This window comes from Brevibacterium sp. UCMA 11754, from assembly GCF_021532275.1.
Classification (GTDB): domain Bacteria; phylum Actinomycetota; class Actinomycetes; order Actinomycetales; family Brevibacteriaceae; genus Brevibacterium.
Map to the genome: position 1 here is coordinate 461726 of NZ_JACBOT010000031.1, position 7722 is coordinate 469447.

General features: G+C 62.8%; 9 protein-coding genes. 3 read left to right on the plus strand and 6 right to left on the minus strand.

Annotation, left to right across the window (positions count from 1 at the left end):
* Positions 1-3: 3 nt before the first annotated feature.
* From ispF to HX613_RS19090, 3 genes are read right to left on the minus strand one after another with little or no spacing between them, the layout of a single operon-like run.
* Positions 4-528, minus strand: a complete 525-nt coding sequence (gene ispF / locus HX613_RS19080; RefSeq protein WP_235346791.1) for a 2-C-methyl-D-erythritol 2,4-cyclodiphosphate synthase — start codon at positions 526-528, stop codon at positions 4-6.
* Positions 525-1568, minus strand: a complete 1044-nt coding sequence (locus HX613_RS19085) for an IspD/TarI family cytidylyltransferase (protein WP_328284996.1) — start codon at positions 1566-1568, stop codon at positions 525-527. The genes ispF and HX613_RS19085 overlap by 4 nt, the downstream gene beginning before the upstream one ends.
* Positions 1526-2008 (minus strand): CarD family transcriptional regulator, encoded by a 483-nt coding sequence (locus HX613_RS19090; RefSeq protein WP_009883639.1) that lies wholly within the window; start codon positions 2006-2008, stop codon positions 1526-1528. Before HX613_RS19090 ends, HX613_RS19085 begins: the two co-directional genes overlap by 43 nt.
* Positions 2009-2316: 308 nt before the next feature.
* On the opposite strand from HX613_RS19090, the gene HX613_RS19095 reads away from it, so the two are divergent.
* Positions 2317-2901 carry a hypothetical protein gene (locus tag HX613_RS19095; RefSeq protein ID WP_235346793.1) on the plus strand — a complete coding sequence of 195 codons (585 nt, stop codon included), beginning with the start codon at positions 2317-2319 and terminating at the stop codon, positions 2899-2901.
* A 151-nt stretch (positions 2902-3052) separates the two neighbouring features.
* On the opposite strand, the gene HX613_RS19100 is transcribed toward HX613_RS19095, so the two are convergent.
* Positions 3053-3736, minus strand: coding sequence for a response regulator (locus tag HX613_RS19100; protein ID WP_204233162.1), 684 nt, complete (start codon positions 3734-3736; stop codon positions 3053-3055).
* Positions 3733-5112: a sensor histidine kinase gene (locus HX613_RS19105; protein ID WP_235346794.1), complete on the minus strand. Its 1380-nt coding sequence runs from the start codon at positions 5110-5112 to the stop codon at positions 3733-3735. The genes HX613_RS19100 and HX613_RS19105 overlap by 4 nt, the downstream gene beginning before the upstream one ends.
* 216 nt (positions 5113-5328) lie before the next feature.
* Between HX613_RS19105 and phoU the strand changes: the two genes are divergently transcribed.
* The gene (phoU, locus tag HX613_RS19110) at positions 5329-5991 is read left to right on the plus strand and encodes a phosphate signaling complex protein PhoU (RefSeq protein WP_235346795.1); all 663 of its coding nucleotides are present in this window, start codon (positions 5329-5331) and stop codon (positions 5989-5991) included.
* Positions 5992-6011: 20 nt separating this feature from the next.
* On the opposite strand, the gene HX613_RS19115 is transcribed toward phoU, so the two are convergent.
* Positions 6012-6962: an EamA family transporter gene (locus HX613_RS19115; protein WP_235344668.1), complete on the minus strand. Its 951-nt coding sequence runs from the start codon at positions 6960-6962 to the stop codon at positions 6012-6014.
* Between the two features lie 71 nt (positions 6963-7033).
* Here HX613_RS19115 and HX613_RS19120 point away from each other — a divergent pair, with 71 nt between their 5' ends.
* Positions 7034-7594 (plus strand): LysR family transcriptional regulator, encoded by a 561-nt coding sequence (locus HX613_RS19120; protein WP_235346796.1) that lies wholly within the window; start codon positions 7034-7036, stop codon positions 7592-7594.
* Positions 7595-7722 lie beyond the last annotated feature (128 nt).

The window sequence follows — 7722 nt, forward strand, 5'->3', positions numbered from 1 at the left end:
TGCTCACTGCTGTCTCGGCGCTGCCACCGACGCGTCGTCGCGCGCAACGGGATAGACAAGAGCATTCGCGATGGCTGCGACTCCTTCGCCGCGCCCCGTCAGACCGAGCGCATCGGTCGTCGTCCCGGACACCGATACGTCGGCCCCAGCAGCCGACGACAGTGCCTGCTGAGCATCGAGCCGCCTCGAGCCGATCTTCGGGCGGTTGCCGATGACCTGGACGGAGACATTGCCGATCTCGAAACCTGCCGCACGGACCTGTCGTGCGGCCTCGGCGAGGAGAGCGACACCGGAGGCACCGGCGAACTCGGGCCGGTCGACACCGAAATGCTGACCCAGATCGCCGATTCCCGCGGCAGAGAACAGCGCATCACAGCAGGCATGGGCGGCAACGTCGGAATCGGAATGACCTTCGAGCCCACGTTCACCGGGCCAGTTCAGACCCGCGACCCAGAGTTCACGCTCGGGATCGCCGGAATAGGCGTGTACGTCGACTCCGATGCCGGTACGCGGAATCACCATGGTCATCGTCGCTGCTCTCCTTCGCTCGCTGCGTTCTGCCTTTCCCCCGCATACCGAGTCGCTTCCGCATCGATAGACGCCGACTCCCGCTGCGCCGCATACCGAGTCGCTTCCGCATCCCGCTGCGTCGCGATGTGCTCACCGAGTACGAGGTCGAGCGGGTAGGTGATCTTCAGTGCTTCCTCGTCACCGTCAACGGCGACGACATCGACACCGAGGCGCTCGACGAGACCCGCATCATCCGTGGCTGCAGGGCCTCCCGGTCCCGAGGCGGCCAGATCGTCTTCGTATTTCTCGTGTGCTCGACGCAGGGTGCTGGCAGTGAAACCCTGAGGAGTTTGGACGCGGCGCAGTCGCGAACGGTCAAGATCGCCGTGGAGGACCTCAACGGTTGGTAACTTCTGGTCGTTCTCAGCACCGGATTCGACCACAACTTGCCAACCGTCTGCGTCAGGCTGCGACTGAGGTGCCCGGGGCCCGTCGTTCGTGGCGGGACGGTGATCGTTCATGGTGGGACGGTGGTCCGAGCTCACTGCGGGGCGACTCTCCACGCGGCGCACGGTGTCGGTCATGGGCAGGACCGGGACGACCGCCTCGGCGCCGGCGCGGACAGCATCGGCCACACTCCGGAAGACCTCGGAGGGTGTCAGCGCCCGGGCGGCATCGTGGACCAGCACGATGTCTGCGTCACCTGCATATTTCAAGGCTATTTGCACGGATTCGATTCGGTCTTCTCCGCCTGCTACAGATGTGATTCGCATTCCCGAAATACTGGACTCCGAATCTTTCGCACCCGATTGTGAAATGGAATCGATTTCATTGCGGACACGCATTAAAAACTCCTCGGGAGCGGCAACCACAATTGTGGAAGCAACTCCCGAGGAGATGATCGTCTCAAGACTGCGAGCCAGAAGGCTCTTCCCGTTCAGCCGGACGAGGGCCTTCGGGTCTGCACTGCCCAAGCGCGTTCCCGACCCTGCGGCCGGGACGATGACGCAGATATTCAGGACGCGAGCACTTCGTCCAGAATGGCCTCGGCCTCGGATTCCTCTTTCTTCTCAGCCAATGCGAGTTCGGAAACGAGGATCTGACGGGCCTTGGACAACATGCGCTTCTCACCGGTCGACAAGCCGCGGTCCTGCTCGCGACGCCAGAGGTCACGAACGACTTCGGCAACCTTGATCACGTCGCCGGACTGCAGCTTCTCAAGATTCGCCTTGTAGCGACGAGACCAGTTCGTGGGCTCTTCGACGAATTCCGCGCGGAGGACGTTGAATACCTTCTCAACACCCTCTTCACCGACGACATCTCGCACACCGACGAGGTCGCAGTTCTCCGCAGGAACCTCGATCACTAGATCACCATGGGCGACCTGGAGCTTGAGATACAGTTTCTCCTCACCTTTAATGGTTCGTTTCTTGATATCTTGGATTGTCGCTGCACCGTGATGTGGATAGACAACTGTGTCGCCGACCTCGAAACTCATATTCTCTTCAAACCCCTTTCGCGGACTTCCAGTTTACCATGAGGCGCGCCACAGAAATCATTCAGGCTGCGGATTCTTCGTGCTAGGCTCCGCTGCGCGGTTTGCCGAACGCGGGCTGATCTCAGGCGATGCCGAGGTTCTCGCGGCCAAAACCCCTCCCACCAGGCCTGGGCTCCCTCGGAGTTCCCACCGCGGCCCTGTCGGAGTTCTCACCGCATGAACTTGTCTCGCCCCATTCCGGGTTCTACGGCCGGTCAAAAACCGGGTAGTATACAGATTGATCTTGTATTGCCACTTCAAGGAGCACAATGAAACGGCACAACCGCGCGGCACTCGCAGTTGCCGCACTCGCTCTCGTCATTCCCGTCAGCGGATGTGCAAGCCTGCTGTCACCTCACCAGACCGCCGAGTACCACTACAACGCCGGTGACGGTGCCTGGGGATCGGTCGGAGACGTCGAGGTCCGCGGTCTGATGCTCATCATGGACGAGTCCGGCAAGGGCCCAGCCCAGTTGTTCTTCACACTCATCAACAAGGGCGATTCCACTGCCAAGGTGTCCCTGGACGTCGGCGGGAAGACGACCACCGAGTCGGTCAAGGCCGGCGAAACCTTCGTGCAGGACCCGGAGAGCTCGGCGTCGACGTCATCGAAGCCGGTCATCGTGGACAGCCTCAAGGCGAAGCCCGGCGACCTGGCCGACGTCACCGTCAAGGTCGGCAGCGACGAGAAGACGATCCGGACTCAGGTCCTGTCGAATTCCCTGCCGTACTACGAAGAGTACGTACCGACCGAAAAACCATCGGAGTCACCCAGCGAGGATGCCTCTCAGCCCGGCGAAGACGCATCGCAGTCCGGCGAGCAGGGCGAGTCAGCCACTGGCATCAACGGCTGAGTCCAGCCGCACGAGAGCCGAATAACTCAAGGAGCCGCCCACACGATGTGGGCGGCTCCTTCTGCGTCATTTGTGAGTCTCTCGGCGCAGGTACCGTGAGGGCCCCGCTCCGGAGCCAGGCCATGCTGGCGCAGGTACCGTGAGAGAGTGGTCAGGCTTCGAACTTGTAACCGAGTCCGCGCACCGTGGTGAGCAGGCGCGGCTCCGAGGGGTTCTGCTCGACCTTGGCACGCAGACGCTTGACGTGGACGTCGAGGGTCTTCGTGTCGCCGACGTAGTCTTCTCCCCAGATCCGATCGATGAGCTGGCCGCGTGTCATCACTCGACCGGAGTTGCGTATGAGGATCTCGAGCAGCTCGAACTCCTTCAGCGGCATCGACAGCTCTTCGCCGCGGACGCTGACGACGTGACGTTCGACATCGATGCGGACTCCCCCGGCCTCGAGTACCGACTCGTCGTCGAAGGCTTCGGATTCGACGTTGCGGCGCAGCACCGCTCGCACCCTGGCCAGCAGCTCCCGGGAGGAGTAGGGCTTGGTCACGTAGTCGTCTGCGCCGAGCTCGAGTCCCACCACCTTGTCGATCTCCGAGTCCTTGGCCGTGAGCATGATGATCGGCACACTGGACTTCGCACGCAGCTCTCGGCATACCTCGGTGCCGGAGACTCCCGGCAGCATGAGGTCGAGCAGAACGAGATCGGCGCCGTTGCGGTCGAACTCTGCGAGAGCCTTCAAACCGTCATCGGCAACTGTCACCTCATATCCTTCTTTACCGAGCAGGTACGACAGTGGGTCCGAGAACGAATCCTCGTCCTCGACAAGCAGAATTCGAGTCACGTTGTGAGCTTCCTTTGTTCGCTTCCGGTTTTCAGAACCTGGGTTGTCTCATTCTCATTCTCCCCTGTGCTGACGCCCTTGTCATCGTCAGGGTCATGTTCGGTGACGTCACCGGCAACCGCGCCATCAGCAGCTGCGCCCTCCGTCTCTGTCTCAGCGTCTGCCTCAACCTCAGCCTTGTCGGCATCGGCTCGTGCCGAGTGCTCGAGCAGGACCCCATCCGGCGCCGAGGAGGATGCTTCGTCATCGGAGACGTTGCCTGCCAGCGGAAGCACGATGGTGAAGGTGGAACCCTTGCCGAGGCGGCTCCAGACCTTCACCTGTCCGCCGTGTGTGGCGATGATGTGCTTGACGATGCTCAGCCCCAGCCCGGTTCCACCCGTGATACGCGAACGCGCCGGGTCCACGCGGTAGAACCGTTCGAAGACGCGCTCGGTGTCCTGAGTGGAGAGACCGATGCCCTGGTCGGCGACGGAGATCTCGACGCGCTCGTCGACCAGGTCGACGCCGACGCCGATGCGAGTGCCGTCGGGTGAGTAGTTGATGGCGTTGTCGATGAGGTTGCGCACCGCATTGACGAGGAGTTCGTAGTTGCCCTCGATGAGCATTGTGCCCGGTGGCGAGACCTCGATGTGGATGTTCTTGCTCTCGGCACGCGTGCGGGCACGGTCAGCGGCATCATCGACCACCTCGGCGGCGGAGATCTTCTCCGTCGCAGACGGAGCGGTGTGGTCCTGGACGCGGGACAGGTCGATGATCTCCTGCACCAGCTGGGTCAGCCGCTTCGACTCCCGCTGCATGCGACCGCCGAAGCGTTCGACGGCCTGCGGGTCATCGGAGAAGTCGGTGACCGCCTCGGCGAGGAGGGACATCGCGCCGATGGGGGTCTTGAGTTCGTGGGAGACGTTGGCGACGAAATCTCGCCGAATGGAGTCTACGCGCTTGGACTCGGTCTGGTCGTCACAGAGGACGAGGACGAAGGCCGTGCCCAAGGGCGCCACACGAGCGTGGAGGAACCGCAGGATCGAATCCGTCTGCTCGCGCTTCTGTTCGAGTTCGATCTCTTCGATGAGGCCTCTGGAGCGGACTCTCCCGACCATGCGCAGCATCTCGGGAGAGGCGAGCGAATGGCCTCTGACCAGCCCGAATGTGTACGCGGCCGGGGATGCTTTGACGACGTCATCGCCGGCGTCGAGAACGATCGCGGCCGAGGGCAGCACAGCCAGAACCTCGGCGATGCCTTCAGGCAGGTCGTCCTCAGAATGCAGATCGGCAGCATCACGGGAGCGTTCGCTGAAGCGAAACGCCAGAATTCCCGCTATGCCCAGTCCCAGACCGACGATGCCGGTCAGGACCGCTACGATCAAGAGGTCCACGTCATCAAGCTTATGCGCAGTCTGCTCCAGAGGCGCACTGAATCGACCCCAGGACGCCGCTTTTGCCGAGGAATTCACCTGCACGCCAGACAACGTTCACCCAATGGTGTCAAGCTGACACAGTGTGCCTGTCCTGACCGGAGGGTCGTCCGCACCCAGGACGATCTCAGGCACCTCCCCTTGCACAAGATCCACGAGATTAAGGAACCGTTGTCAATGCGCGAAGTCTTCAGAAATGAGCTGGACGAGCTGGCCACGCAGCTGGTCGACATGTCTGTCAAAGTTCACGAGGCGATGCGCCTGGCGAACCAGTCCCTGCGCAGCAACGACCTCGAACTGGCCGAAAAGGTCATCGAAGCCGACGCCGTGATCGACCACATGCAGTACGCCCTCGACCAGCAGGCCGCTGAGATGCTGGCCCTGCAGGCCCCCGTCGCCGCCGACCTGCGCGCGGTCATCGGTTCGCTGCGGATGTCCGCTTCGCTCGAGCGCATGGGCGACCTGGCTCGCCACATCGCCCAGCAGGTCCGCATCCGCTACCCGGAGTCAGCGATCCCCGATCACTTCACCGAAACCTTCACCCGCATGGGCGAATCCGGAGAGAAGATCGCCGAGGCGACGGAGAACCTGCTGTCGAACCCGGGCCTGACCGCCGTGCCCACGATCAATGCGATCGACGAAGAGCTCGACGAACTGCACCTGAGCATCTTCGCCAAGCTCGCCGAGGCGCCCGCCGGGTCGCTGGCACCGCGCCACATCGCCGACGTCACCCTGCTCTCGCGCTACTACGAGCGCTTCGGCGACCACGCGGTGTCCGTGTCCCAGAAGGTCGAATACCTGCTCACCGGCAACTGGGAACCGTACCTGTCGAAGAAGTGACATACGCCTGAAGCACCGAATCAGCCCGAGGTCGACGAATGTTCGACCTCGGGCTTTTCGCTGGCGATGACTCTCCGGTGCCTCCGGTTCGTTCCGCTGATGCTGCGTGCGATGGTCTTCAGCACTCCCGTCGTGACAGCGACGCCCAGAAGCAGGAGGGCTCCGCCGACGAGCTCGGGAACGGTGGGACGGTCTCCGAGGACGAGCCAGGCCGAGAGCACACCGACCAGGGGAACCAACAGTGAGAACGGCGCCACCTGCGATGCCGGGAACCTTGCAAGCAGCGAATTCCAGATGACGTAGCCGACGAGTGAGGCACAGCCGGCGGTGTAGACGACCGAAGCCACGACTCCCCAGGTCGGGTTCGCAAGGGCGTGAGCCACCTCGGCGGGGCCGTCGACGAGTATCGAGAGCGCGAACAGCGGCACGGGGACCACGATGGCCGACCACACGGTCATCTGCACACCGTTCGTGCCCTCCTTGACTCCCCGGGCGATGACATTGCCGATCGCCCAGGACAGGGACGCGGCGAGCGCGACGAGGAAGGCGACGATCGGCACCGATGCCTGAAGGCTCAGGCCGATGACGCACAGTCCGGACAGGCCGATGAGGATGCCGATGATCTGGCGTCGACTCGGGAACTCCTTGAGCACAAGGGCCGCGACGAGCACCGTGAAGGCGGCCTGAATCTGGATGACGATCGAAGTCAGGCCCGCAGGCAGCCCGAGGAACATGGCTGTGTAGAGGAGGCCGAACTGACCGGCGGACATGAAGACGCCGATGAGGAGGATACGTCGGAAGTTCCCTCTGGGGTACTTGACGAAGAAGATCGCCGGGATCACGACGAGCGTGAAGCGGGCGGCGACGAGGAGCAGCGGTGGCCAGTCCCGCAGCCCGAAGTCGATGAAGATGAAGTTGACGCCCCAGAGAACGACGACGAGCAGGGCGAGCATGTAATGGACGGGACGCATACTTCCAGGATCCCAGCCATTGCATCAAAATTCCATTGAATATAAATGCGTGGTTTCGTTAAAATTATTTGATGATTGACACTCTCGCCCTGCGCACGCTCGTTGCTCTCGACTCGGCCGGATCCGTCACGGCGACTGCCGACGCACTCGGCTACACCTCGGCGGCCATCAGCCACCAGCTGCAGAAGCTCTCGCGCTACCTCGGCTCACCGGTCACCGAGCGCACCGGACGGGGGATCGCATTGACTCCGATGGGCCGTGAGCTCAGCCGGCGCGGCGCCGAGCTGCTCCAGGACCTCGAAAGCCTCGAGACCGACGCCCGGGCAAGGTCGGGCGAACCTCGAGGTCGGATCACGGTGGGCGGGTTCTCGACAGGCATCCGCGGAGTGCTGGTGCCATCCCTGCCGCTGCTCAAGGAGACCGCGCCGGAGCTGACGATCACCAACATCGAAGAGGAGCCCGATGAGCTCATCGACATGGTCACGGTCGGTCGGATCGACGCCTCGCTGATCTTCGACTGGCGGGAAGGTCCTCCCCAGCTGCCCTCGACGCTGAATTCCGAGCTCATCACCGTCGACCGGGCCGATATCGTCATGCATCGTGACCACCATCTGGCATCACGCATCTGGTGACCCGCAGGATCTCCTCCGCGAGGTCTTCGTCTCGGCACCGCGCAACGGCGTATGCCATCGCTGGCTCACCGCGCTCTTCGATCCGCTCAACGCCGAACCGCGGATCGAGTACTGGGCGATGGAGTATG